The 23,069-nt window shown below is 71.3% G+C and carries 21 protein-coding genes and 1 pseudogene; 12 read left to right on the forward strand and 10 right to left on the reverse strand.

Annotated elements, in window-relative coordinates:
* Nucleotides 1–3: 3 nt before the first annotated feature.
* A complete protein-coding gene (locus tag ACFXJ8_RS01620) occupies nt 4–1,662 on the reverse strand; it encodes a hypothetical protein (RefSeq protein ID WP_379641857.1) in 1,659 nt (552 codons plus the stop codon).
* Nucleotides 1,653–2,399, reverse strand: a complete 747-nt coding sequence (locus tag ACFXJ8_RS01625; protein ID WP_379641858.1) for a hypothetical protein — start codon at nt 2,397–2,399, stop codon at nt 1,653–1,655. Before ACFXJ8_RS01625 ends, ACFXJ8_RS01620 begins: the two co-directional genes overlap by 10 nt.
* 265 nt (nt 2,400–2,664) lie before the next feature.
* Here ACFXJ8_RS01625 and ACFXJ8_RS01630 point away from each other — a divergent pair, with 265 nt between their 5' ends.
* Genes ACFXJ8_RS01630 through ACFXJ8_RS01650 form a run of 5 tightly spaced genes read left to right on the forward strand, consistent with a single transcriptional unit; the run spans nt 2,665 to nt 7,257 of the window.
* The gene (locus tag ACFXJ8_RS01630) at nt 2,665–2,904 is read left to right on the forward strand and encodes an acyl carrier protein (RefSeq protein ID WP_379641859.1); all 240 of its coding nucleotides are present in this window, start codon (nt 2,665–2,667) and stop codon (nt 2,902–2,904) included.
* On the forward strand, nt 2,891–3,637 hold the full coding sequence (locus tag ACFXJ8_RS01635; protein ID WP_379641860.1) for an SDR family NAD(P)-dependent oxidoreductase: 747 nt from the start codon (nt 2,891–2,893) through the stop codon (nt 3,635–3,637). Before ACFXJ8_RS01630 ends, ACFXJ8_RS01635 begins: the two co-directional genes overlap by 14 nt.
* 31 nt (nt 3,638–3,668) lie before the next feature.
* Nucleotides 3,669–4,982: an AMP-binding protein gene (locus ACFXJ8_RS01640; RefSeq protein WP_379641861.1), complete on the forward strand. Its 1,314-nt coding sequence runs from the start codon at nt 3,669–3,671 to the stop codon at nt 4,980–4,982.
* A complete protein-coding gene (locus ACFXJ8_RS01645) occupies nt 4,979–6,007 on the forward strand; it encodes an acyl-protein synthetase (protein WP_379641862.1) in 1,029 nt (342 codons plus the stop codon). The genes ACFXJ8_RS01640 and ACFXJ8_RS01645 overlap by 4 nt, the downstream gene beginning before the upstream one ends.
* Nucleotides 6,007–7,257, forward strand: coding sequence for an acyl-CoA reductase (locus tag ACFXJ8_RS01650; RefSeq protein ID WP_379641863.1), 1,251 nt, complete (start codon nt 6,007–6,009; stop codon nt 7,255–7,257). The genes ACFXJ8_RS01645 and ACFXJ8_RS01650 overlap by 1 nt, the downstream gene beginning before the upstream one ends.
* Here the strand turns inward: ACFXJ8_RS01650 and ACFXJ8_RS01655 are convergent.
* On the reverse strand, nt 7,217–8,641 hold the full coding sequence (locus ACFXJ8_RS01655) for a glycosyltransferase family 39 protein (RefSeq protein ID WP_379641864.1): 1,425 nt from the start codon (nt 8,639–8,641) through the stop codon (nt 7,217–7,219). The genes ACFXJ8_RS01650 and ACFXJ8_RS01655 overlap by 41 nt on opposite strands.
* A gap of 161 nt (nt 8,642–8,802) precedes the next feature.
* On the opposite strand from ACFXJ8_RS01655, the gene ACFXJ8_RS01660 reads away from it, so the two are divergent.
* The 3 genes from ACFXJ8_RS01660 (at nt 8,803) to ACFXJ8_RS01670 (ending at nt 12,101) form a co-directional block, all read left to right on the forward strand.
* Nucleotides 8,803–9,489, forward strand: a complete 687-nt coding sequence (locus tag ACFXJ8_RS01660; protein WP_379641865.1) for a polysaccharide deacetylase family protein — start codon at nt 8,803–8,805, stop codon at nt 9,487–9,489.
* A 4-nt stretch (nt 9,490–9,493) separates the two neighbouring features.
* On the forward strand, nt 9,494–10,852 hold the full coding sequence (locus ACFXJ8_RS01665; protein ID WP_379641866.1) for a hypothetical protein: 1,359 nt from the start codon (nt 9,494–9,496) through the stop codon (nt 10,850–10,852).
* A 91-nt stretch (nt 10,853–10,943) separates the two neighbouring features.
* Entirely contained in the window at nt 10,944–12,101 is a 1,158-nt protein-coding gene (locus tag ACFXJ8_RS01670; protein ID WP_379641867.1) for an acyltransferase family protein, read from the forward strand.
* Here ACFXJ8_RS01670 and ACFXJ8_RS01675 read toward each other — a convergent pair.
* The gene (locus ACFXJ8_RS01675; RefSeq protein WP_379641868.1) at nt 12,098–12,379 is read right to left on the reverse strand and encodes a winged helix-turn-helix transcriptional regulator; all 282 of its coding nucleotides are present in this window, start codon (nt 12,377–12,379) and stop codon (nt 12,098–12,100) included. The genes ACFXJ8_RS01670 and ACFXJ8_RS01675 overlap by 4 nt on opposite strands.
* Nucleotides 12,380–12,431: 52 nt before the next feature.
* Between ACFXJ8_RS01675 and ACFXJ8_RS01680 the strand changes: the two are divergent.
* Nucleotides 12,432–13,154, forward strand: a pseudogene (locus ACFXJ8_RS01680) (MFS transporter); the annotation flags it as partial.
* Entirely contained in the window at nt 13,037–13,717 is a 681-nt protein-coding gene (locus tag ACFXJ8_RS01685) for an MFS transporter (protein WP_379642058.1), read from the forward strand. The pseudogene ACFXJ8_RS01680 and the gene ACFXJ8_RS01685, both read left to right, overlap by 118 nt.
* Before the next feature lie 322 nt (nt 13,718–14,039).
* Here the strand turns inward: ACFXJ8_RS01685 and ACFXJ8_RS01690 are convergent, their stop codons facing one another.
* The 5 genes from ACFXJ8_RS01690 to ACFXJ8_RS01710 form a co-directional block, all read right to left on the reverse strand.
* Complete coding sequence (locus ACFXJ8_RS01690; RefSeq protein WP_379641869.1) at nt 14,040–14,603, reverse strand: hypothetical protein; 564 nt, start codon at nt 14,601–14,603, stop codon at nt 14,040–14,042.
* Nucleotides 14,604–14,641: 38 nt separating this feature from the next.
* Entirely contained in the window at nt 14,642–16,192 is a 1,551-nt protein-coding gene (gene guaA / locus ACFXJ8_RS01695) for a glutamine-hydrolyzing GMP synthase (RefSeq protein ID WP_379641870.1), read from the reverse strand.
* 71 nt (nt 16,193–16,263) lie between these two features.
* Nucleotides 16,264–17,145, reverse strand: coding sequence for an SDR family NAD(P)-dependent oxidoreductase (locus ACFXJ8_RS01700; protein ID WP_379641871.1), 882 nt, complete (start codon nt 17,143–17,145; stop codon nt 16,264–16,266).
* Between the two features lie 241 nt (nt 17,146–17,386).
* Entirely contained in the window at nt 17,387–18,880 is a 1,494-nt protein-coding gene (locus ACFXJ8_RS01705; RefSeq protein ID WP_379641872.1) for a DUF885 family protein, read from the reverse strand.
* Complete coding sequence (locus ACFXJ8_RS01710; RefSeq protein ID WP_379641873.1) at nt 18,877–19,854, reverse strand: LacI family DNA-binding transcriptional regulator; 978 nt, start codon at nt 19,852–19,854, stop codon at nt 18,877–18,879. The genes ACFXJ8_RS01705 and ACFXJ8_RS01710 overlap by 4 nt, the downstream gene beginning before the upstream one ends.
* A gap of 92 nt (nt 19,855–19,946) precedes the next feature.
* Between ACFXJ8_RS01710 and ACFXJ8_RS01715 the strand changes: the two genes are divergently transcribed.
* Nucleotides 19,947–21,179 carry an MFS transporter gene (locus tag ACFXJ8_RS01715; RefSeq protein WP_379641874.1) on the forward strand — a complete coding sequence of 411 codons (1,233 nt, stop codon included), beginning with the start codon at nt 19,947–19,949 and terminating at the stop codon, nt 21,177–21,179.
* Here the strand turns inward: ACFXJ8_RS01715 and ACFXJ8_RS01720 are convergent.
* Nucleotides 21,172–22,527, reverse strand: a complete 1,356-nt coding sequence (locus tag ACFXJ8_RS01720; protein WP_379641875.1) for a pyridoxal phosphate-dependent decarboxylase family protein — start codon at nt 22,525–22,527, stop codon at nt 21,172–21,174. The two genes, ACFXJ8_RS01715 and ACFXJ8_RS01720, sit on opposite strands and share 8 nt — an antisense overlap.
* Before the next feature lie 66 nt (nt 22,528–22,593).
* Here ACFXJ8_RS01720 and ACFXJ8_RS01725 point away from each other — a divergent pair, with 66 nt between their 5' ends.
* Nucleotides 22,594–23,061, forward strand: a complete 468-nt coding sequence (locus ACFXJ8_RS01725; protein WP_379641876.1) for an Lrp/AsnC family transcriptional regulator — start codon at nt 22,594–22,596, stop codon at nt 23,059–23,061.
* Nucleotides 23,062–23,069 lie beyond the last annotated feature (8 nt).

The raw sequence follows: 23,069 nt of genomic DNA on the forward strand, positions 1-23,069 counted from the left end.
TCTTCAGTTGGAGAATGTGCGGAGGACCTTGCGGGCCAGCCGCCCTGGGCGGGCGAGCTTCAGCGACAGCCGGTAGCCGAAGGTTCTGCGGCAGGCCAGGACCTTGCGCTGCGCCTTCTTCAGCTTCGCCTTGGTCTTCTTCAGGTCGCGCTCGCGGTAGGTCAGCTTCGCCTCCAGCCTGCTCACCCTCGACTGGGAGGCCGACAGGCACTGGTGGAGGTGGTCGCGGGCGTCGAGCAGCTCGCGGTAGGCGGGCGGCGTCTGGCCCGGCTCGATGACGGTGCCGATCTCCTCCTCCAGCCGCGTCGCCGCCTCCAGGTGCTCCTTGTCGCACGGGATCCCGCACATCCCGGCCAGCGTGAGCGTGAGCTGGTCGGCCTCGATCGGCCATGGCCAGGGGTGGTGGTGACCGGCGGCGAGCAGCCGTACGGCGAAGCGCCACAGGATCCGGCACAGCACCACCTCGACGGCGGGGGCGTCGTCCAGCGTCCACCCCGGCTCGGCCAACTGCAGTTGCTCGCCGTCCCACACGAGGTTGTCGGTCGTGCCGAAGGCGGCGATCGAGGGCGGCTGCGCCTTCACCCACGCGCCGAGCGCGGCGCAGGTGTCCCTGAGCGCCCGCAGGTCGCCGCGGGCGCAGCCCTCCAGCAGGATCTCCTCCAGCACCCTGCCGTGCGGGATGGCCACGGAGGCGTCCCCGGCCACCAGGCGCACCCTTCCGGTGTCCGGAGGCTCTGAGAGCGCGGCGCGGCTCCAGCCCGCGCTGCCGTAGACCACCTCGTGGACGAGGGGGCCGCTCTGCAGCAGGCCCATCGGCAGGATGGTGTGGCTGGGCGCGCACGGGCCCTTCCTGGCGACGGTCACCCACAGCGGGGCGAGGCGGTCGGCCAGTTCGTGCCTGAAGGCGGTACGGGTCAGGTGGAGCGGGTCGGCCACGATCATCCTGGTGTCGTAGCCCCTGGCGCTGAGCGGGACGGTGAGCGCGTCCGGCGGACGCTGGGCCAGCACGTGGGTGGCCAGCAGCGCGCGCGGCGCCTCCCTGGTGGGGAAGGTCGCGTAGCACGTCTCCGCGTGCAGGTTCAGCGCCTGGAGCTCCCGCTCGACCGTCTCGGGGCCGTTGGGATAGGTCATGTCGTAGCCGTGCGGCGTCCACTGCGAATCGTCGCCCTCACGGCCGGCCGGCCTGGCCGACACGAACCGGTCGACGCCCAGGTCGTTCTCCACGCCCAGGATCAGCCGCCCGCCCTCGGCGACCAGCGCCGAAAGCGTGGCGAGCGACTCGCGCCAGCTCTGCGCGGGCTCCTCGGCCGAGTGCACGGTGGTGAACCCGTCGAAGGCGAGCACCAGGTCGTACGGCTGGTCCTGCGCGAGCACGTCGAGCCTGCCGCAGAAGACCCTGGCCGCAGGATGCCTGGTGGCCAGCGCGCACGCGTCGGAGTAGGAGCGCAGCAGCGCCGACAGCGACCCCGCGCGCGCGGCCACCATGTCGAACAGATGCGCCGGGTGCGGCCCCACGACCAGCACCCTGCTTCGCTCGCTCACGAAGAGGGCCGCCAGCTCCGTGGCGACCGCGCCCCAATCCCTCGCCTGTGTGAGGTCCGACCACAACAACATCTCGCCACCGATCAGCTGGACATTGTCCGGCGTCGTGTTCACGCGCATCGCGCCTTTCTCCATCCGAACAGGCGCCGCAGTTCCTCCGGGCCCGCCTGGTACTCGAAACCGAGCTCGCTTCTGGCCACCTCGCGGGCCAGGTCGCGATCGACCTGCACGCCGTGCAGGTCGGGCCACAGCCGCATCCTGCGCGCCGTGCCGCCGTACTCGGGACGTTCGTCCTCGTACTGCATCGGGTCCCCGTACACGGCGATGTCGCAGCCGACGGAGGCGCCGTAGAACAGCGCGCTGCCCAGCCGGTTGGAGGCGACCCTGCGGTGCCGGCGCAGCTCTTTCAGCTGTCCGCGCAGGAAGTCGCGGCCCTTGCCGTCCCATCGTGTGCCCTTGTGGCCGTGGCTGATGACGCGGAATCCGGCCGCCTTGTAGGCCTGCCTGATGGCGGCGTCGCCGTACTCGAGCCAGTAGAGGCAGACGGTGACCGGGCCGGTCTCGACCTCGCGGATCTCCGCCGCCAGCCTGGCGTGGTCGCCCTGGACCGAGCTCTTCTCCCAGCCGTGGAAGGGGTACCAGATCGTGCCTTCGCGCTGGTCCTCCGGCAGCCGGCCCAGGTCCGGCTCCTTGTCGAGCAGGTAGATCCACGGCGCGCCGATCAGGTAGTGGTCCCTGCGGCCCATCGACCAGCCCCTGCGGCGCAGCACGTCCGACCAGATGAACCGGGGATAGCCGGGGCTGCACCAGCCGTCGTTCGGGGGAAAGCCGTGGAGGTAGTTCCAGCCATGCTGCACGAATCCCTGGATACGTGGCGGCCCTCCCCGGGCTATCCCGCAGTAGTCGCCCAAGATCTGTGAGTGCCCGTACCAGTGATTGGATTCGTCCACACCGAACCTCCTCGTGAGCCTGCGCTCGGCAGACCTTTCCAGTCGTCCCCGCGAGCCGCACGGCGCTATACCCATCCATTACTCGCGGCGGAAGTTGCCTTCACGCGCCGCCCCTGACAAGCGCCCGCGGCGCTACACTGCGTCTCGATTCTGTCGCACACGGTGAGGAAACATGAGACATCTTGATCGCCTGCGCGTCGTCTTCTGCAGCTCGCTCAACCTGCCTGAGGGCACCGACGTCGACGGGCTGGAGTACCGCTCCATCCCGCAGTGGGACTCATTGGGCCATATGGCGCTCATCGCCGCGATGGAGGACGAGTTCGACATCATGATCGACACCGACGACATGATCGACATGAGCTCGTTCGGCAAGGCCGTGGAGCTGCTGGAGAAGCAGGGTGTCGCGGTCTGAGCCGAGGGTCGCCCTCGTCACCGGGTCCACCAGGGGCATCGGCAGGGCGATCGCGGCCAGGCTCGCCGCCACGGGGCACGAGGTCGTCGTCCACGGCCGCACGGCGGAAGCGGCCGAGAAGGCCGCGGCCGAGCTCGCCGCGGAGAGCGGCGGCCTGACCTGCGCGGTCCACGGCGACGTGGCCGACGCCGACGCGGTCGCCACCATGATGCGGGAGATCCACCGCCGCCACCGGCGGCTCGACGCGCTGGTGATCAACGCGGGCGTCCACGAGGCGGGCCTGCTCGGCCTGGTGCGCGGCGCGGCGGTGAGCCGTCTGTTCGAGGTCAACGCCGTGGGCGCGGCCCACACCCTGCAGGCCGCGGTGAAGCTGCTGCGCAGGGGTACGGCTCCCGCCGTGCTCCTGGTCGCCTCCGTCATGGGCGTCAAAGGCGGCAGCGGCCAGGCCGTCTACTCGGCCACCAAGGCAGCCGTGCTGGGCCTCACGCTCGCCGCGGCCAAGGAGCTCGGCCCCTCGGGGATCAGGGTCAACGCCGTGGCGCCCGGATTCGTCGAGACGGACCTGCTGGCGACGCTCGACGAGCAGGGCCGCGCCGCCGTCGTCGCCGCCACGCCGCTCGGCAGGCTCGGCAGGCCCGATGACGTCGCCGCGAGCGCCGCCTTCCTGCTCTCGGCCGACGCGGCCTTCGTCACCGGCCAGGTGCTCGGCGTCGACGGCGGCCTGGTGCTCTGACCCCGCCCCGCCCCACAGGAAGGCAGCAGCGATGGATCCGTTCCCACACCCAGCCGCCAGGCTTGTCGTGGCGGGTACGAGCGACGTGCTCGGCGGCGACGCGCTGGGAGCGCGCGTCGCCGAGGCCGGACGGGCGCTGGCCGCCTCGCCGCCGGGCCCGCTGTTCCTCGGCATGCGCAACGACCTGCCGTCCGTGCTCTCCTACCTGGCCGCGCTGCACGCGCGCAGGCCCGTCGCGCTGCTCGACCCCGCCCTTCCCGCCGCCACGCTCGCCGACCTGGCCGCCCGCTTCAAGGCCGCCGCCATCCTCGGCTTCGACAGCTTCGACGGCCAGGGACCGGCTGGGCCGCGCAGTGCGCCCGATCCGCACCCCGACCTGGCCGTGCTGCTGCCAACGTCGGGCTCCACCGGCAATCCCAAGCTCGTACGGCTCTCCCACGCCGCCGTCATGGCCAACGCCTGTTCCATCGCCCAAGCCCTGCGCCTGACCCCCTCCGACATCGCGCCCACCAGCCTGCCGCTCCACTACAGCTACGGCCTGTCGGTGCTCAACAGCCATCTGGCCGTCGGCGCCACCGTCGTCCTGACCGGCGCGAGCCTGCTCGAACGGGCCTTCTGGCGGGAGCTGGCCGAGCACGGCTGCACCTCGCTGGCGGGCGTGCCGTACCAGTACGAGATGCTGCGCAGGCTGCGCTTCGACCCCGCCGCCTACCCCGCGCTGACCACGCTGACCCAGGCGGGCGGCAGGCTGCGGCCCGAGCTGGTCGCCGAGTTCGCCGCCAAGGTCGACAGGTTCTTCGTCATGTACGGCCAGACCGAGGCCACCGCCCGCATCGCGGTGCTGCCCCCCGAGCGGCTGGCCGGCAAGCCCGGCTCGGCGGGCCTCGCGCTGCCCGGCGGCGCGCTCGGCGTCGAGGACGGCGAGGTCCTCTACCGGGGGCCCAACGTGATGATGGGCTACGCCGAGAGCGCGGCCGACCTGGCCAGGGGCGACGACCTGGGCGGCGTGCTCAGGACCGGCGACCTCGGCCACCTCGACGACGAGGGCTTCCTGTACGTCACCGGCAGGGTGAAGCGCATCGCCAAGATCTTCGGCGTGCGCGTCAACCTCGACGACGTGGAGCGGCTGCTGCGCGAGTGCGGGCCCGTCGCGGCCACCGGCGGCGACGACCGGGTGACGGTGTGGACCGAGGGCATGGACCAGGGCGCGCGCGAGGCGGTGGCCAGGCGGCTGGCCGACGAGCTGCGCCTGCACTGGAGCGGGTTCGACGTGCGAGGGGTGGACCGGCTTCCGCTCCTCGCGACCGGCAAGATCGACTACCGAGCGCTGGAGGCCCGCGCGTGAGCGTCTTCACCCTGTCCCAGGCGGCGAAGGAGGCGGCGCTGCTGCCCCAGCTCGCCGCCATGACCGAACGGCACCGGCGCGACTGCGAGCCGTACCGGCGGATCGTCGAGGCGATCGGGGCGGCGCCGCCGTACGGGTCGGTGGCCGACCTGCCGTGGCTGCCGGTCCGGCTGTTCAAGACCCACGAGCTGCGCAGCATCCCCGAGGAGCAGGTGTTCAGGGTGCTGACCTCCAGCGGCACGACCGGGCAGCGGCCCAGCCGCGTCTACCTCGACAAGGAGGCGGCGGCCACGCAGACCCGCATGCTCGCCGCCACCATGCGCGGCGTGCTGGGCGAACGGCGGCTGCCGATGCTGATCGCCGACACCAGGGCGGTCGTGCGCGACCCGACGTTGAGCGCGCGGGGCGCGGGCGTGCTCGGGATGATGAACTTCGGCAGGGACCACACCTTCGCCCTCGACGAGGAGGGACGGCCCGACCACGCGGCGGTCGCGGGATTCCTGGCCGAGCACGGGCGCGAGCCGTTCCTGCTGTTCGGCTTCACGTTCATGGTGTGGCTCTACCTGCGCGAGCTGGAGGCCGACCTGTCCAACGGGATCATGGTCCACTCCGGCGGCTGGAAGAAGCTGGCCGAGCAGGCCGTGGACAACACCGCCTTCCGCCGCCACTTCGCCGAGCGCACGGGGCTGACAGCCGTCCACAACTTCTACGGGATGGTGGAACAGATCGGCACGATCTACCTGGAGGGCGGCGACGGCAGCGGGCTCTACTGCCCCGACTTCGCCGACGTGGTGATCCGCGACCCCGACACGTGGCAGGAGACGCCGGTGGGCGTGCCTGGCCTGATCGAGGTGGTCTCCACGATGCCGACCTCCTATCCGGGGCACGTCCTGCTGACCGAGGACCTCGGCGTCGTCCACGGCGTCGACGACGGGGTGTGGCCGGGCAAGCGGTTCTCCGTCCTGGGCAGGCTGCCCATGGCCGAGGCCCGCGGGTGCGGCGACACGTTCGGAGCGGCGGCCTGATGATCGACGTCCTGTTCCCCGTCGCCGGCAAGGCCGAGGTGGAGACGCTGGTCGCCGAGCTGACCGCCGCACCCGACGGGGTGCCGCTGGCGGTCGGCGACGAGCGGATGCGCGCCTTCCTCACCGCGTTCGGCGCCAGGCTGCTCAGCCCCGCCATCGCCCGCCGCCACCCCGAGCTGGGCTCGCTCGGCTTCTTCCTGCGCCGGGTCGAGCTGGCCAGGGCGCTCGACCTGCTCCACGGCGAGCACCTGCGGGTGCCGCGCGGGCTGGTCTTCCACGTCCCGCCCGCCAACGTCGACACCGTCTTCGTCTACTCGTGGGCGCTGTCGGCGCTCATGGGCAACCGCAATGTCGTACGGCTGTCGCCCCGCGCGGGCGCCGTCGCCCGCACGATCGTCGAGACCCTGGCCAGGGCGCTGCGCGACGCCGATCCCGTCGTGGCGCGCTCGCAGCGGATCGTCTCCTACGACCGTTCCGACGAGGCCACCGCGGCCTTCTCCGCTGCCTGCGACCTGCGGGTCGTCTGGGGCGGCGACGCCGCCGTCACCGCCATCCGCCGCCACCCGCTGGCGCCGCACGCCCGCGACCTCACCTTCCCCGACCGCTCGTCGTTCGCGGTGATCAGGGCGGTGGCGTGGCTGGGCAGCACGGAAGCGGTGCGGGCGGCGGCGGCCGAGGGGTTCGCCAACGATTCCTACTGGTTCGACCAGGCCGCCTGCTCCTCTCCCAGGACCGTGTTCTGGGTCGGCTCGGTGGGCGACGCCGACCGGGCGCACGCCGACTTCACGCTCCGGCTGGCCGAGGCGGTCGCCGCGCGCGGCTGGAGCGTCGACGCGGCCATGGCGGTCGAGAAGCGGGTCGCGACGTACGGCATGGCGGCCGACGGCGCGGGCGAGTCGATCGCCTTCCACGGCAACGCGGTGACCGATGTGCGGCTCACCTCGCCCTCGGCGATGCCGAGGCGCTGGCTGGGCACCGGCACGTTCGCCCACACCAGGCTCGCCGACCTCGGCGAGCTGGTGCCGCTCGTCGAGCGCAAGGACCAGACGATGACGCACTTCGGTTTCGCCAAGGACGAGCTGGAGGAGCTGGCCAGGGCGCTGGCCGGGCGCGGTGTCGATCGCATGGTGCCGTTCGGCTCCGCGCTGACCTTCCACCGGGTGTGGGACGGGGTGGACCTGCCCTCGGAGTTCACCCGCATGGTGACGGTCAGCGCACAGGCCCAGGGACCGGCCGCTCGAAGAGGATGACGCGCGCGCCGGCGAAGCCCCAGCGGCCCGCCATCGTGTAGCCGCCCGCCGCCCTGATCTGGCGGCGCCTGGTCCGCTGCAGGTCCTCCACCCCGCCGCTGTGCTGGCCCAGCCGTACCAACCAGACCCGCCGCCCACCGGAGGCGAGGCGGGCGGAGATGTCCTTCTTGAGAGCGTCCGCGCCGACCAGGGTGCCCGTCTGGCGTGCCGTCGACTCGAGCGTCACGTCACGCAGGCGCGAGCCGGGGCCGGGGTAGGCCGCCCACATGAGCCTGGGCCAGCGCGGCACGTAGACGATCAGGTCGCCGGCCTGCGCGTGCGTGTTGAGCACACCCGCGACGGCCCGCACGTTCATTGGCTTGGCGCCGGGCGCGCGGGCGGCCACGTTGGCGGGAACGAGCAATGCCGTCAGTGCCGCGAGGACGGCCAGGCGTGGTGCGGGGCGGAGCGCGACGGCGCCCGCCGCGGCGGCCAGCGCCCACGCCGGCACGCAGAAGAACAGATAGCGCGGCATGAACAGCGACTGGACGGGCGAGAGCGCCACCAGCGCCAGCGGCGGCAGCAACGCCCACGGCAGGACGACGGCGGCGATCCCCAGGTGCCGCCTTCTGCCGCTCCAGGCGCCCATGCCGATGAGCGCGACCAGGACGACGGTCCCGAGAACCGAACCCGCTATGTCGCGCACGGTGTCCCAGAGGACTGCCCCGGTGGGGACGGGAATCCAGGCCACCGCTCCCTTCTGCTGGTAGGCCGTCAGCACCAGCGGAAGCGTCGCCAGGACGCCCGCCGTCGTGGCCGCCAGCCACCACAGCACCGCCCGCCGCGGAGGCCGGGCCCACAGCAACGTGGCACCGTGCGCCATGACGAGCAGGAGCGCGATCAGGTTGGTCAGCCCCATGAGCGCGAGGGCCACCGCGTAGCCGGCGAACCACCGCCGCCCGCCGTCCTGGATCCCGCGGATCAGCAGCCACGTGGCGACGGTGGCCAGCAGGGCGACCAGAGCGTAGGAGCGGGCCTCGTGGGCGTACAGGCTCACCATCGGCAGCGCGGCGAACAGCACACCCGCAACCAGGCCGACGCCGGGGCCTGCGATCCTGCGGCCGATCCCGGCCAGGACCGCGCTCGCCGCCGTGATCGCGAGCATGGACGGCAGCCGCAGGACCACCTCCCCCGCCTGCCCGGTCAGCTCGGCCAGGCCCTTGGCGATCAGGTAGTACAGCCCGTGCACGGCGTCCACCTTGGCCAGCACGGCCATGATCTCGTCCATGGATCGGGTGGCCAGGTCGGCGGTCACGATCTCGTCGCACCACATCGACGGGCCCGTGAGACCCCAGAGACCCAGACAGAAGGCGATGATCGCGCACGCGAACGACGGGTGCCGCATGGCCGGCAGCATGGCAGCCGCGCCCGGCCCGCCACGCCGCGCTTTGCGGCCTGTTGCCCGCTCCATCGGACAGATCCGGAACGAGCGCGGTGACCAGAGCACGGGAGGAATAGGGGACGATAGACGGGGCCCGTTGATCCCCCCGTCGATGGAGGTGCCTGATGTCCCCGCGTGCTCTCGTCGTGGCCGTCCTTTTGCTGCCGACGCTTTCCGCGCTTCCGGCTCACGCGGCTGCCAAGGTCGACTGCGCGAAGGTCAAGTGTCTCGCGCTGACCTTCGACGACGGGCCGGGTCCTTCGACTGGAGCGCTCCTTTCCACGTTGAAGAAGTCGGGGGCCAAGGCCACGTTCTTCCTCATGGGCAAGCACGTCGAGCAGCGGCCCACGCTGGTGAAGCGCATGGCGGCCGAGGGGCACGAGATCGGCAACCACACCTGGTCGCATCCGAGCCTGCCTACCCTGTTCGACGAGGAGATCACCCGGGAGCTGCGGGCCACCCAGGAGGCCATCGAGGGGCTGATCGGCAGGGCGCCGAGGATGTTCCGCCCGCCGTACGGGCACACCGACGACAGGGTGGCCGGGCTGGCGGGCGAGGAGGGGATGGCGCAGGTGCTGTGGACCGGCACCACCCTCGACTGGAAGCTGCGCGACCAGAAGAAGATCAGGGCAGCCGTGCTCAGGCTGGCCAAGCGCGACGGCGTGATCCTCATGCACGACGTCGTCCCGCAGACCGTCCAGGTGATGCCGGCGCTGGTCAAGGACCTGCGCAAGCGCGGCTACCACCTCGTGACGGTGTCGACGCTGCTGCGGGGCCGCAAGCTCACACCTGGCGAGACATACCCGATCTGATCAAGTGCGGATCTTCCTTTCGGTCCAGGCAGTGCTCCTGCTGTGGTGGGCCGCCTTCTATCCGGGCCTGTTCAGCCGCGACTCCACGCTCTACCTGAGTCACACCATCGTCGGCCCGTGGGTGAGCGACCACTCCGTCCTGTACGACGCGATGCTGTGGCTGAGCGTGCGGGCCACCGGCGCCGTCAGTCCGGTGACGCTGCTGCAGACCACGGCCATGGCGGCGGCGATCTCGCTTCTCGCGCAGGAGCTCAAGAGGCTGGGCGCGCCGAAGATCCCGACGACCGCGGCCGCCGTCCTGCTGCCCTTCGCGCCGCCGTTCGGGGCCTTCTCGGTGACGTTCTGGAAGGACGTGCCCTTCACCGCCTGCGTCATCGGCATCACGGCCGTCTGCGCGCGGATCGCCAGGAACAAGGGCCCGACCAGGGGCACACTGCTCGCGCTCGGCGCGGTCATGCTGGGCGCGGGCCTGTTCAGGGCCAACGGGTTCCTGATCGTGGGCTTCGTCGCCGTCGTGCTGGTGCTCATCGGAAAGGGGGCGCGGCTCCGGCTGGCGGCCGTCGGACTGGTCGCGGCGGGCGTGCCCGTCCTGCTCACCAACCTCGTCCTGCCGCAGGCGGGCATCGTGCCGCCGTCGCGCACGTTCGTCTACCACACCGCCTACGGCGACATCGCGGTCGCGTGGAAGGAGCGGACGGAGCTGTTCACCACGCGGGACGTCGCGCTGATGGCCGAGATCGCGCCGCTGGAGCGCTGGTGGAGGGGCGGCAACTGCAACACGATCAACCCGCTGATCTGGCGCGGCGACTTCGACTGGAAACGCTCCGACGAGCTCAGCCCGCAGGTGATGGCGCTGTGGCAGCGCATCCTCGTGGAGGCGCCCGACCAGGTGATCAAGACCAGGTTGTGCCGAGGGGCGATCGCGTGGCGGCCGGGGGCCGACCGCTGGTCGGAGGGCGGCAAGACCTTCCACTTCTCGCACCGGTGGTTCGCCTGGGAGTACGTGGGCCCCGACATGATCGAACGCCATCCCGAGTTCGAGAGCTTCAACCTGAGCCCGCTGTCGTGGCCGCTGCACGACCTCGCCGAGAAGTGGCTGTGGGCCTCCTACGAGCCCGACCTCGACTGGCTGGTGTGGCGGGGGCCGATCTGGTGCTATGCCGCCTATGTGGCGCTCGCGGTCGCGGCGTGGCTGCGCGGCAACCGGTGGGTGCTCGGGATCGCGGCGGCCATGCTCGGCCAGCAGCTCGCGGTGCTGGCCAACATCTCCGCGCAGGACTTCCGCTACCTGGCCTCGCCGATCTTCATCGGCTTCCTCATGCTCCCGCTGCTCGTCCGCTTCTGGCGCGCGGGGCGGGGGTAGGGCTGTCGCTTCCGGGATGCGGCGCGCGGGCACTTCCGGGGTGCGGCGCGCGGGCGCTTTTGGGGTGCGGCGCGCCGGTAAGCTTCCTCGAATGACACGACGGCTGGCATGGCTCGACGCCCTGCGCGGGCTGGGCGCGACGGCCGTCCTGATCGAGCATCTCAACTACAGCTTCCTCGATCACCTGCGGCCCCGCTGGATGAACCTCGGGATCTACGGGGTGCTCGTCTTCTTCCTGGTCAGCGGCTACATCATTCCCGCCTCGCTGGAGCGCAGGGGCGATGTGAAGGCGTTCTGGATCAGCAGGGTCTTCCGCCTCTACCCCCTCTACCTGCTGCTCATCGCGGTCACCCTGGCGATGTCGCCGCTTCTGCCGTTGCGCGGCGACGTCAACGTGATCGCCCACCTGACCATGCTGATGGAGGTCACGGGCTCGGCGGGCCTGGTCGAGCCGATGTGGACACTCTCCTACGAGATGGTCTTCTACCTGCTGGTCACCGGCCTGTTCGTGGCGGGGGTGCACCGGCGCAGCGGCTGGTTCGCGCTGGCCTTCGCAATGCTGGCGACGCTGGTTGCCTTCACGCTGCCGCGCGAGGGTCACCTGCTCGACGGCCCGTGGGCGCCCGTCGCGGTGCTGGTCGTCGCGGCCGCCGGCCTGGGCTGCGTGCTGTTCGGCTCCCGCCCCGTCCGTACGGCGGGCGCGGTCACGCTGGCCGTCCTCGCTGTGGCGCTGATCTGGATCGGCAGCAGAGAGTCGTGGCAGGGCGCGATGGTCCTGTCGGTGATGTTCACCGGCACCGCGATCCACCGATGGGAGCGCGGGCAGGGCTCGGCCCTGTGGCCGGTGGCGGGGGTCGCGGCGCTGATCCTGGTGGTGCCCTTCCTCAAGCCGGTGACCTTCAACGGCCTGACGAACCTGGCGACGATGGGCCTGGCCGCCGCGACGTTCGCGCTGTTCTTCGCGCTGCGCGGGCGCGCGCTCCCACGCGTGCTGGCCTGGCTCGGCCTGATCAGCTATTCGGTCTACCTCGTGCACGTCCCGATGATCAAGCTCGCGCTGCTCGTCATCGGCGACCCCGGACGGCTGCCGTGGCCCTCGCAGCTGGGCCTCGGCCTGGTGCTGCTGGGGCTGATCCTGGGCGTGAGCTGGCTCACCTACCGCTTCGTCGAACTGCCCGCCCAGCGGTACGGCAGGCGGCTCATCGAACGGCGGGCCGCCAGCCAGGAGCTCGTCACTGCTGCTGTCTAGCGTCGTAGAGCTCTCTCGACCTGGCCACGCACGCGCTGCCGCCGTGACCAGTCGGTGAGCGCCAGCATCGCCTGGTACTCCACCTTGGGCGGCACGATCGGGTAGACGGTGCGGGTCAGCATCCCGTCGCGCTCCAGATTGCGCAGGGTCAGCGTCAGCATGCGCCGGGAGATGCCCTGGATGAGCCGCTCCAGCTCGGTGAACCTGATCGGCTCTCCCGCCGACGCGACGATGATCTGGATGGCCCACTTGCCGGCACTCGCCCTGCTGGCCGCCACCCAGTTCGTCCTGATCCTCGACCTGACGATCATCGGCATCGCGAGCCCCATCATGGGCAGCGAGCTTCACCTGAAACCCCGGGAACTGTCGTGGATGACCACCGCGTACACGCTGGTGTTCGGCGGACTGCTCCTGCTCCGCGGCCGGCTGTCGGACTACCTGGGCCGCCGCCGCGTGTTCGTCGCCGGGATGCTGCTGTTCGCCGCCGCCTCCCTCGCCGGGGGCGTGGCCTCGACGGGCGCCCTCGTCGTCGCGGCACGGGCCGTCCAGGGGCTGGCGGGCGCGCTGGTCGCGCCGGCCGCACTGTCGCTGGTGATGACCATCTTCAAGGGCGACCCGCAGCTCAACAAGGCGATGGGCGTGTGGGGCGCGGTCGGCGGCGCGGCGGGCGTGGTGCTCGGCGGGCTGCTCACCGACTGGTTCGGCTGGCGCTTGGTCTTCTTCGTGAACGTCCCCGTCGGCGTCGTCGTCGCCGTCCTGGCCTTCCGCCTCCTGCCCGCCGCCAGATCCACCGCGGCGCGCGGCGGGTTCGACGTGGCGGGCGCCGTCACCTCCACCGCCGGGCTGGCCCTGCTCACCTACTCCGTCGAGGGCTCCGGCGCGCTGTGGGCCGGCGCGCTTACCGTGCCCCTGCTGGCCGCCTTCCTGGTCATCGAGTGGCGCTCCAAGAACCCGCTCATGCCGCTGGCCATCTTCCGCAAGCGGCAGCTCCGCGCGGGCAACGTGCTGATGTTCCTGGTACCGGCCGCCATGCAGCCGATCTTCTTCATCCTCACCCTCTACACCCAGCTCGTCCTCGGCTACAGCCCCACCCAGTCGGGACTGTCCATGTCGCCATCGCCGTCACCATCGCGGTCACCGCCTCCACCCTGGGCGGCAGGGCACTCAGCCGGTACGGCGTGCGCGCCACCGCCGCCGCGGGAATCGCGTTCATGCTCGTCGGCGTGGCCCTCTACCTGCGCATCGACGTCGACGGCAGCTTCCTGGCCGGCATGCTGGCCCCCGAACTGCTCACCGGCTTCGGCTTCGGCCTCATGGTCGCGCCCGCCGCCGTCGCCGCCACTGCCGAGGCCTCCCCGAGCGAGGCGGGTCTGGCCTCGGGCCTGGTGAACGTCAGCCAGCAGACCGGCATCTCGATCGGCATGGCGGTGCTCATCTCGCTGGCGGCGGCCACCACGGGCGGCTCCACCCAGCCCGCCGACCTGGTGTCCGGCCACCACACGGCCGTCTGGACAGCCGTCGCCATCCTCGCCACCGCCTTGGTGGCGGCTTTGGCGCTACTCCCCAAGCGCGCACCGGTCGTGGCCGAACAGGCCCGGGCCCATCAGATGGCTTGACGAAGGTAGCCGAACGACTACGATCAGTAGCGCGCAGCCCACGAGGGCTGCGAAGTGAGGCCGGGTTTTCCGCCGTACGACGGGCGCCCGGCTTTCGCGTTTTCTACGGGACGATCACTTGGACGACTACCATGGGTATGCGCAGCCCACGAGGGCTGCGAAGTGAGGCCGGGTTTTTCCGCCGGATGGCGGGCGCCCGGCCTCGCGCTTTTCGGCTTGACGATCGCATCCGATCGACTACTATAAGTAGTGCGCAGCCCACTAGGGCTGCGAAGTGAGGCCGGGTTTTCCGCCGGATGACGGGCGCCCGGCCTTTGCGCTGTCAGGATGCTGTCAGCTCACATGAGAGCTCCACTCGCCCGTCCAACGGTTTGAGATACCGTTCCTCTCCCTGCGCGAGCTGGGCGGCCGCGGCACCGACCACGATGTCGGCGACCCATAGGAGTGGCGTCGATCTCGACTCGGCATGCACATAGGTGAAGCGCCGCGGTCGGCCCGCGAACACCGAGAGCACCTTCCGATCGATCTGATTCTGCTTGCCCTCACGTCGGTCGATGATCAGGTGGTCAACGCCCGGGGAAAGCTCCAGCATCGCCCAGCCCAGCGCCCGCGCTCGCGCGGCTTCCTGGCGTTCGGGGACCGCGAATCGGCACGCGTACACGCTCGCTTCGACATCCAGCCTTGCGACAACCTGCACGAGCTCCGCACGCACCGCCTCACCCTCGGTGTGCCAGTGGGGGCGGTGACCGGGAGGGACGCAGGCGGAGAGCTGGCCTCGGGCCTCATCCTCGATCAAAGGATCCGCACGCACCAATCCGAGGAGATACAGACCCTGCTTGTCGTGGATCGACTCGTCGATGTAGCCGAAACGCAAAGGGGGAGTCACGGAACGCGATTATTCCGTAACTCCCCGCTATGCCGTGGCTACTCCCACTCGATGGTGCCCGGAGGCTTGCTGGTCACGTCGACCACCACCCTGTTGATGTCACGCACCTCGTTGGTGATGCGCGTGGAAATGCGCGACAGGACGTCGTAGGGCACCCGCGCCCAGTCGGCCGTCATCGCGTCCTCCGAGGTCACCGGGCGCAGGACCACCGGGTGACCGTAGGTGCGGCCGTCGCCCTGGACGCCGACCGAGCGGACGTCGGCCAGCAGCACGACGGGGCACTGCCAGATGTCGCGGTCGAGCCCCGCCCTGGACAGCTCCTCCCTGGCGATGGCGTCGGCCTCGCGCAGGAGGTCGAGGCGCTCCTGGGTGACCGAGCCGATGATGCGGATGCCGAGACCAGGACCGGGGAACGGCTGGCGCCACACCATCGCGGCGGGCAGGCCGAGCTCCTCGCCCGCCCTGCGCACCTCGTCCTTGAACAGCGTGCGCAGCGGCTCGACGAGCGAGAACTGCAGGTCTTCGGGCAGGCCGCCGACGTTGTGGTGCGACTTGATGTTGGCGGTGCCGGTGCCGCCGCCCGACTCCACCACGTCGGGGTAGAGGGTGCCCTGGACCAGGAAGTCGACCGGCCCCTCCGACATGATGGCGCGCTGCTCGTCCTCGAAGACGCGGATGAACTCGCGGCCGATGATCTTGCGCTTCTCCTCGGGGTCGGTGACCCCGTCGAGCGCCTTCAGGAAGCGGTCGGCGGCGTCGACCACGCGGAGCTTGACGCCCGTGGCGGCCACGAAGTCGCGCTCGACCTGCTCGGCCTCGCCCTTGCGCAGCAGGCCGTGGTCGACGAACACACAGGTGAGGCGGTCGCCGATGGCGCGCTGGACGATGGCGGCGGCCACGGCGGAGTCGACGCCGCCCGACAGCGCGCAGATGGCGCGGCCGTCGGGGCCGATCTGCTGCTGGACGGCAGCCACCGCGTCTTCGACGATGTTGAGCATCGTCCACGCGGGCCGGCACCCGGCGGCGTCGAGGAAGTGCTTGAGCACGGCCTGGCCATGCTCGGAGTGGAGCACCTCGGGGTGGAACTGCACGCCGTACAGACCCTTGCCGGGATGCTCGAAGGCGGCCACCGGCGTCTCGTCGGTGGCGGCGGTGACGGTGAAGCCGACCGGCGCCGCCGCGACGCTGTCGCCGTGGGACATCCAGACGGTCTGCTTGGCGGGCAGGCCGGCGAAGAGCACGCCCTCGCGGCCGACGCGCAGCTCGGTGCCGCCGTACTCGGCGACGCCGGTGTGGGCCACCTCGCCGCCCAGCGTCTGGGCCATGGCCTGGAAGCCGTAACAGATGCCGAAGGTCGGCACCCCGGTCTCGAACAGGCCTTCAGGAACGGCGGGCGCGCCCTCGGCGTAGACCGAGGAGGGGCCGCCGGACAGGATGATCGCCTTCGGCTTCTTCGCCAGCATCTCCTCGACCGACATCGTCGAGGGGACGATCTCGGAGTAGACGTGGCATTCGCGCACCCGCCTGGCTATGAGCTGTGCGTACTGCGCACCGAAGTCGACCACGAGCACTGTGTCGAATTCAGACACCGAGAGAACCCCCTACCAGGTGAATGCGGTGCTCTCAGTGTATCCGTAGGCCGGTGAGCACCCGGCAGGCGTCACTCGTAGTCGGGCGGCTCGGGTATCTCGCCGTCGAGCAGCGCGGAAATCTGCTCCCTCAGGCTCCGCTCGTAGCCCTCGTGGGTCAGGACGAGGAAGCGCTCGTCCCTGATGGCGTCGACGGTCGCGTCGGCGACCTCGGCGGGATCGACGCCCTTGTCCACCACCTCGTCGAGCCACTCCTGCGAGGAGAGGTCGTCGCGGGTACGGGCCACCGCCAGGTCGGCGGGCCTGACCCGCTCGGAACGGCTGATACCGGTGCGCACCCCGCCGGGGCACAGCGCGGTGACGCGCAGCTTGGAGCCGACCTGGCGCAGGTCGTGGGCCAGCGCCTGGGAGGCGGCGAGGGCGGCGTACTTGCTGACCGCCTGCCCGCCGAGGTTGGGCCCGGCGAACAGGCCCGCGACGGACACGCTGTTGACGATGTGGCCCTCGGTGTCCTGCTCGATCATGCGCGGCACGAACTCGCGGATGCCGTGGAGCACGCCCCAGACGTTAACCCCCAGCAGCCAGGCGAAGTCCTCCTCCGTGCGGGTCCACATGCGCCCGCCCTGGAAGACGCCCGCGTTGTTGCACAGCACGTGCACCCCGCCGAGCTCGCCGAAGGCCCTGTTGGCCAGATGGTGTACGGCAGGCGCGTCGGAGACGTCGGTGATCTGGGTGAGCACCTTGCCCCCCGAGCCCGTCGAGACGGCTCCCGAGTCCCCCGAGGCCATTGCGGCGGCCTCCGAGGCCATTGCGGCCGTCTCGGTCAGGCCGCGCGCATCGACGTCGGCGAGCATCAGCGACATGCCCTCCGCCGCGAACCGCACCGCCAGCGCCCTGCCGATCCCGCTCGACGCGCCCGTCACCACCGCGACCTTGCCGGAGAGCTCCCGCACCGCCCCTCCCTAGCGCTCGGTTGGAAGAGACGTTAGCGTGATCCCCGCCGCGACGAAAGGACACCGGAGGGCGCGGTAAACGTTACCCACGCCCCCGACGGCGGCCCCAGCGCGCACCGTCGAGCGCACCGAGCGACCGTCGACCCGCCCCCGCGAGCAGGCCGAACGACCCCCGGCGCGCCCTGCCGAGCGGCCTCACAGCACCCTGTCGAGCGGTCTCAGCGCGCCCTGCCGAGCGGCCTCACAGCGCCCTGTCGAGCAGGCCGAGCGGCGGGGAGCCCAGGTCGAGCATCGCCTTGTGGAAGCGCTGCAGCGTGAACCCCGCGCCCCATTCGGCGCGCGCCCGCTCCCTGAGGTCCTGGATGAGCAGCTTGCCCCAGGTGTAGCGGCCGTAGGTGGGGTCGAAGCTCGCCCTGCGCGCCTCGGCCAGCGCGGCGGGCCCGGCGAGCTGGGTGTCGGACTCGAAGCGGCGCGCGCCGTCCTCGACCGTCATCTGCCCGGTGTGCACACCGATCGCGCAGGCCAGGCGGGTGACGCGGATCAGCGCCTCCACCCAGACGCCGATCTCGAAGCGCGGGTCGTGGGCCTCGAAGCCCTCCTCGACGCACAGCTCCTCGCCGTAGTGGGCCCACCCCTCGGCGAACGACATCGACTGCAGGAGGCGCCGCACGTCAGAGCTCACGTGTCGCAGGGCGCGGCCGTGGGAGAAGTGGCCGGGCGCCACCTCGTGCACGTTGATCGCGGGAAGCGTGGTGTCGCTGAAGACCTCCAGCCACTCCTCCTGCTCCTCCACCGGCCACGAGGCGTCGGGCGGGGTGATGTGGTACCACGAGGGGCCCTCGGGCTCGCCGGGCGCGTTCCATGACATCATCGCCATCGCCCAGCGGCGCGACTCGGGGGCGAGCCCGACCAGGCACTCGCCGTCGTGGTAGGGGACCAGGTCCTTCTCGCGGGTGAACGCGATGGCCTTCTCGGTACCGACCCTGGCCGCCTCGATCACGCCGCTCGCGTCGGGATGCTGCTTGACCAGCTCGCGGGCCACCTCAAGCGGCGGCCTGCCGGGGTGGCCGAGCCTGGCGCAGGCGTCGGCGAGCCGCTCCATCAGCCGGTCGCGCTCGGCGTCGGCGCGCTCGGCGAGCCTGCCGAGGTCGACGGGCAGCCCCTCGCCGGCGCCCATCAGCCTGGCCAGCGCCTGCCCGCCGAGGGCGGCGTCGGGCTCGCCCTCGGCGACGGCCCGCTCGACGTGGGCCACCAGCCTCGCGTGGGCCTTCAAGGCGTCGTCGTCGGTGACGCCCGCCGCCAGCCCCTTGACCGGGCTGAGCAGCGAGGCGGCGACCGGCGCCGGAACCCGGTCGAGGGAGGCGATCGCGTGGTCGACGGCCTCGGGCCACATCGACAGGTGCGCGGCCTTGGCGGCGGCCCGCTCCTGCTCGGGCGCATAGTCGCGGTCGTAGCAGGCCACGTCGAGGTTGGACAGGTGGAACAGCGGGTTGCTTCGGTGGAGCTCCAGCTCGCCGAAGGTGACCCTCGCCGCCTCCTCGAACACCTCCAGGTGGGCGGCGTCGTAGGCGTCGGCGGGCGCGGGACCGTCACCGACCCGTGCGAGCCCCGCCCGCACGCCGTCGGGCGACAGGTCCTGGATCCGGCCGTCGTACTCGTGGCGGCCGCCCAGCTCCCGCGCGTCGGCCTGCCCCAGATCGAGGACGGCGCGCAGCCTCGCGTCGAGGTCGGTCATGTGGAATCCCTTCCGATGAGCTCGAGTGTCCAGATGCCGACGTCGCCGCATCTCTCGCCGCGGACGAGCCGGTCGATCAACGTGGCAATACTGGCAGGCGCCACCGACAGATCGGGCCGCACGGTGGTCAGTCTGGGCCTGGTCAGGCGCGAGAGCGGCAGGTCGTCGCAGCCCACCACCGCCACCTCGCCCGGTACGGCCAGGCCCGCGTCGTGGAGCGCGGCCAGCAGCAGCATCGCGTAGTCGTCGTTGTAGGCGAACACGCCCTCGCCACCCGACAGGCCCGCCACGAAGGCGGCCGCCTCGCCCTCGTCGAAGGCCAGGTCGACGGCCCTGACGGGCACGCCGACCGACCGCGCTCCGCGCAGCCGTTCGAGGCCCATGGGCCTGATGCCCTCCTCGCGGGGCACGACCACCACGATCTCCGAGCGCCCCTTGTCCACCAGATGTCGTACGGCCAGCGCGCCCACCCCCCCGTGGTCGGTGAGCACGGACGGGACCCCGCCGGCCGCCCCCGCCCCCATGCCGATGATCGCCTTGACCCCCGCGGCGCGCAGCACGTCGACGCCCGCGCCGGTCAGCCGGTCCGCGTCGGCCAGCACGGCGGCCGGTCGCAGCTCGGCCCACGCCTTCGCCGCGGCCACGCCCTTCACCTGGCGCGCGCCGTACTGGACCATCATGTAGCCGCGCCCGCCCAGCTCCCTGTCGAGCCCCTCGAAGAAGCCGGTGGCCAGCGTCCCCTGGGGGATGTCCGGCAGCGCGACGAGCACCAGCCCGCTGCTGCCCGTGCGCAGGGTGCGGGCGCCGGCGTGGGGGACGTAGCCGAGCCGTTCGGCCGCGTCGCGCACGCGGGCCCTGGTCTCCTCGCTGATCCGGCTGCCCGGCCGGTCGTTGAGCACGTACGAGACGGTGGCCTGGGAGACGCCCGCCGCCCTGGCCACGTCCATGCTGGTGGCGGGCCTGTTGCCGCTCATCACGTTCAGAACATTCCTCTTGTCAGGTGACGTCACTCGATGCTATCCAGTGCTTATACGTATAACCACCCCCCTCACAGTCAGGAGTCGCCATGGCCCCCACCACTGGCGTCCGCCGTGACGGCCTGCCGAGGCTGCTCACCGTCCTCGGCGTGGGCAACGCCGTCATGTACGCCCTCTACCTGGGCGTCGGCGGCCTGCTCGTGCAGACCCAGATCGCCGAGATCGACCCCGCGAACAAGGTCGCCAACGTCGGCCTCGTCGCCGGCGTGAGCGCGATCTTCGCCACCGTCTTCAACCCGATCGGCGGCATGCTCTCCGACAGGACCACCCGCTCCCGCTGGGGCAGGCGCAACCCCTGGATCATCGGCGGCGCGCTCGCGGCCCTGGCCACCATGCTGCTGATGAGCCAGGTCTCGACCATCCCGATGATCCTGCTCGCCTGGTCGCTGGCCCAGGCGATGATGAACATCTACCAGGCCGCCATCACCGCGATCGTCCCCGACCGGGTGCCGCACGAGCGCCGCGGCACCGCCTCGGCCGTCCTCGGCGTCGCCCTGTCGGTCGGCACCGTCCTCGGCACCCAGGTCGCGGTGTTCTTCGTCGGCGCCATCTCGCTCGGCTACCTCGTCTACGGCTCCGCGGTCGTGCTCGGCGCGCTGCTGATCGTCACGCTCACGCACGACCCGCGCCCCGGCGAGTACGAGGTCGTCGTCAAGCCCAAGCGGTCGATCGGCGACTTCGTCTCCGCGCTGAGGCACCGCGACTTCATGTGGGTCTTCCTGGGCCGCGCGATGATGGTGCTCGGCTACTTCATGCCGTTGATGTTCACCCTGTTCATCCTCCAGGACTACATCGGCATCCCGCAGGAGCAGGCGCCGCAGGCGGTGGCCACCATCATGATCGTCTCCACGCTGAGCGGCATCGTCGCGACCGTGATCTGCGGGCCGCTGTCGGACCGGCTCGACCGCCGCAAGCTGTTCGTCACCGTCTCCGGCGTCGTGGCGGCGCTGGCGATGGCGCTGCCGCTGCTGTGGCCGACCTGGACGGCCATGCTGGCCTTCGCCGTCGTGCAGGGCGCCGCCTTCGGCGCGTACGGCGCGGTCGACATCGCCATCGTCACGCTGGTCCTGCCCAGTAAGGAAGACGCCGCCCGCGACATGGGCATCCTCAACATCGCGAACGCGGGACCGCAGATGATCGCACCCTTCATCGCCGCGGCGATCATCGGGAACCTGGGCGGCTACTCCTCTCTATGGCTCGCGGCCATGGTGATCTCGCTCGTCGGGGCGGTCGCCGTCCTGCCCGTCAAGGGGGTCAGGTAGGGCTCTGGGCCACGGCGTCGAGCAGCGCCTCCAGGTGCTGCTCGTCCGTCGCGGGCGCCATGACGGTGACGCGCAGGTGGCGCACGCCGTCCACCTCGGTCGACGTCAGGTGGAAGGAGCCGTCGGCCATCAGCCGCTCACGGATCGCGGCCTGGTCGCCGTCGCCGTACCTGAAGCAGACGATGTTGCTCTCCGGCTCGTACGGCAGGACGAACCCCGGGCGCCTGCGCGCCAGTTCCCAGAAGCGGTGCGCGGTGTCGTACTGCCTGGCCACGTAGTCGCCGAGCCCCCGCTCCCCCCGCCAGGCCAGGTTGAGGAACACCTTCAGCCCGAGCGCGGCCTTGGTGCACTCCACGGTCCTGCTGATCAGGTCGAAGCCCTGGTCGCCGTAGAACAGGTAGCTGGCCTGCTGCCGGAAGGCCGCGTCGAGATCGCCCTCGCGCCGCACCAGCACCGCGGCCGACAGCGCCGAGGTGCGCAGCATCTTGTGGGCGTCCCAGATCACCGAGTCGGCCAGGGAGATCCCGTCGAGCAGGTGCGCGTGGCGCTCGCTGAGCAGTGCCGAAGCCCCGTGCGCGGCGTCCACGTGGAACCAGATGCCGCGCTCGCGGCACCACCGCCCGATGGCGCGCAGGTCGTCGTGGAGCCCGGTGCCGGTCGCGCACGCGCCCGCGACCAGCGCGATCGGCCGCCGGTCGAACGAGGACGGCAGGCGGGCGACGTCGATGCGGCCCAGCGAGTCGGTGGGCAGCGGGATCACCGCGCGCTGCCCCATGCCGAGGATGCTCGCCGCCCGCGACACCGAGTAGTGCGCCGAGGACGGCGCGAGGATCGCCAGATCGCCGGGGACGCCCTCCTCCCACGCGGAGGGAACGGCACGGGCCCTGGCGGCCAGCAGGGCGGTCAGGTTGGCCAGCGAACCGCCGTGGGTGAGCACCCCGCCGCCCTCGGGGAAGCCGACCTTGTCCAGCATCCACCGCAGCACCTCGAACTCCACGGTGGCCGCGGCCGCGCCCATCTCGTAGACGGCCATCGGGTTGTTCGCCGCGCCGTGCACGAGGTCGGCCAGCGCGGCGGGGAAGTCGGGTGAGGCGACCTGGTGGGCAAGATAGGCGGGATGGTGCAGCCTGGTCCCCTCGTCAAGGAAGGCCCGCAGGAAGTCGCGGAAGGTCTCGGGCGTGAGGCCGCCCTTCTCGATCAGCTCGGCGAGGCGCAGGCGTTCGGCCAGCTCGCGCGGCGGCGTGCGGGTGACCACCCGCGCCGCACCGCGCTGGCTGTCGTCCACGTAGCGCGCCAGCTCCTCGACGGCGATCCGGGCTGCGTTCTCAAACTCCTCGATGTCCCACATACGGCCATAATCAGGTCAGCGTGCGGCGAGAGGCCAGAGCGGCCGAATCGAAGGAGCAGATGGACCATGGGTGCCGAACTGGATTCGATCGATCTGGCGATTCTGAAGGAGCTGCAGAACGACGCGCGACTGCCGAACAAGGAGCTGGCGGCGCGGCTCGGGGTGGCGCCCTCGACCGCGCTCGAACGGGTCAGGTCGCTGCGCCGCCGTGGCGTGATCACCGGATTCAGGGCGACGATCGACACCTCGGCACTGGGCAGGCCGCTGCAGGCCTTCCTGGCGCTGAAGGTGCGGCCGCACACCAGCCAGTTGGTGGATCCGCTGCGCGTGTTCATCCTGGGGCTGCCGGAGACGATCGCCTTCTACGCCGTCGCGGGGCCCGACGACTTCCTCGTGCACGTGGCCGTCGCCGACGCCGAGAACCTGCACCGGCTCGTGCTGGAGAAGTATCTCGTCCGCCCCGAGATCGTGCACCTGCAGACCACGTTGATCTTCAGGACCTACGACCAGCCTGTGCAGCGGCCCGCTGTGTGAGTATGTCC

Origin of the sequence: Nonomuraea sp. NPDC059194, from assembly GCF_042754765.1 — a bacterium.
Classification (GTDB): Bacteria; Actinomycetota; Actinomycetes; order Streptosporangiales; family Streptosporangiaceae; genus Nonomuraea.

Coding starts and splice junctions, on each gene's coding strand:
- ACFXJ8_RS01715 (WP_379641874.1), top strand. CDS start 19,947: ATGGCCCCCACCACTGGCGTCCGCCGTGACGGCCTGCCGAGGCTGCTC.
- ACFXJ8_RS01705 (WP_379641872.1), bottom strand. CDS start 18,880: ATGACCGACCTCGACGCGAGGCTGCGCGCCGTCCTCGATCTGGGGCAG.
- ACFXJ8_RS01710 (WP_379641873.1), bottom strand. CDS start 19,854: ATGAGCGGCAACAGGCCCGCCACCAGCATGGACGTGGCCAGGGCGGCG.
- ACFXJ8_RS01630 (WP_379641859.1), top strand. CDS start 2,665: ATGAGACATCTTGATCGCCTGCGCGTCGTCTTCTGCAGCTCGCTCAAC.
- ACFXJ8_RS01670 (WP_379641867.1), top strand. CDS start 10,944: ATGACACGACGGCTGGCATGGCTCGACGCCCTGCGCGGGCTGGGCGCG.
- ACFXJ8_RS01640 (WP_379641861.1), top strand. CDS start 3,669: ATGGATCCGTTCCCACACCCAGCCGCCAGGCTTGTCGTGGCGGGTACG.
- ACFXJ8_RS01655 (WP_379641864.1), bottom strand. CDS start 8,641: ATGCGGCACCCGTCGTTCGCGTGCGCGATCATCGCCTTCTGTCTGGGT.
- ACFXJ8_RS01650 (WP_379641863.1), top strand. CDS start 6,007: ATGATCGACGTCCTGTTCCCCGTCGCCGGCAAGGCCGAGGTGGAGACG.
- ACFXJ8_RS01660 (WP_379641865.1), top strand. CDS start 8,803: ATGTCCCCGCGTGCTCTCGTCGTGGCCGTCCTTTTGCTGCCGACGCTT.
- ACFXJ8_RS01720 (WP_379641875.1), bottom strand. CDS start 22,527: ATGTGGGACATCGAGGAGTTTGAGAACGCAGCCCGGATCGCCGTCGAG.
- ACFXJ8_RS01620 (WP_379641857.1), bottom strand. CDS start 1,662: ATGCGCGTGAACACGACGCCGGACAATGTCCAGCTGATCGGTGGCGAG.
- ACFXJ8_RS01725 (WP_379641876.1), top strand. CDS start 22,594: ATGGGTGCCGAACTGGATTCGATCGATCTGGCGATTCTGAAGGAGCTG.